Genomic DNA, 1,329 nt, shown 5'->3' with positions numbered 1-1,329 from the left:
GGGAGTGTCCTGAAGTCTGTGTATCTGTCCCGGTCCATGCGGTTTCAGATACTCAAGCGTCGAAGCGCTCGCCGAACATTATGGCGAACTGATTGCGGGCGGCAAACCATTCCCGGACATTTCGGCCATCCATTTCGAATTTGCGGATTGCGAGGTAGATCAGCTTGGTCGCGGCCTCGTCGGTGGGGAAGGAACCCCGCGTCTTGATCGATTTCCGGATCACGCGGTTCAAACTTTCTATGGCGTTGGTCGTGTAGATGATCTTCCGGATCGCAGGATCGAAGCCAAAGAACGGGATCACCTCCTGCCATGCCCGGCGCCAGGCCGGGGCGATGGACGCGTATTTCCCGGCCCATTTCTCCTCGAAGGCATCGAGCTCGGCCTCGGCCAAGTCGGCAGTCGGGGCGCTGTAAATACGGCGCAGGTCCGTGGCGACGACCTTGCGGTCCTTCCAGGAGCAGAAGTTCAGGGAATGGCGCACCAGGTGCACGATGCAGGTCTGGACCATGGCGTCCGGGAAGGCGGCGGTAATGGCTTCGGGGAAGCCCTTCAGCCCGTCCACGACCGCGATCAGGATGTCCTGCGTGCCCCGGTTCTTCAGCTCGTTCATCACCGAAAGCCAGAATTTGGCGCCTTCATTCTCGGCGATCCAGAGGCCCAGAACCTCACGCTGGCCGTCTCGGGTGACGCCGAGGGCGACGTAAACGGCTTTGTTCTTGACCGTCCGGCTGTCAGCATCGCGGATTCTCACCCGCAACGCGTCGAAGATCACGATCGGATACATCCGCTCCAGCGCCCGGCTCTGCCATTCCCGGACCTCGTCCAGGACGGCGTCCGTGACGCGGCTGATCAGGTCGGGGGAGACCTTCAGGCCATAGAGATCGAGCAGATGCGCCTGGATGTCCCGGACCGTCAGCCCGGCCGCGTAGAGCCCGATGATCTTGTCATCCATCCCGTCGATCCGGGTCTGGCCTTTCTTGACCAGCTCGGGTTCGAAGCTGCTGTCGCGGTCCCGAGGCACCGACAGCGGCATCTCGCCGTCCTGCCCCTTCACCATCTTCGTGGAGGCTCCATTTCGGCGGTTGGCCTGACCGAGCGGCGCTTCCTTGCCTTCGTCATAGCCAAGATGCGCCGTCAGCTCGGCCCCCAGCATCCGTTCCATGAGCTTGATCTTCAGCTCTTTCATCAGCCCGGCGTCGCCGAGCAGGTCTTCAGGGCGCTCCACGCCCTTCAGCAATTCGTCCAGCACTTCTTTCGAGATGGTCATTCATGCTTCCTTTCCGTGAAGCATGAACCGGATCAGTCATACACAGAAGACCTGACACTCTC

General features: G+C 61.1%; 1 protein-coding gene. It reads right to left on the bottom strand.

The annotated features are described in order from the left end of the window. Positions 1-52 precede the first annotated feature (52 nt). Positions 53-1,267 carry an IS256 family transposase gene (locus KZZ07_RS26555; protein ID WP_219519907.1) on the bottom strand — a complete coding sequence of 405 codons (1,215 nt, stop codon included), beginning with the start codon at positions 1,265-1,267 and terminating at the stop codon, positions 53-55. Positions 1,268-1,329 lie beyond the last annotated feature (62 nt).

The sequence above is a fragment of the Mameliella sp. CS4 genome (genome assembly GCF_019392335.1).
Classification (GTDB): domain Bacteria; phylum Pseudomonadota; class Alphaproteobacteria; order Rhodobacterales; family Rhodobacteraceae; genus Antarctobacter.
The sequence above is the reverse complement of the archived record's forward strand: the minus strand, read 5'-3'. Positions and strand labels throughout refer to the sequence as shown.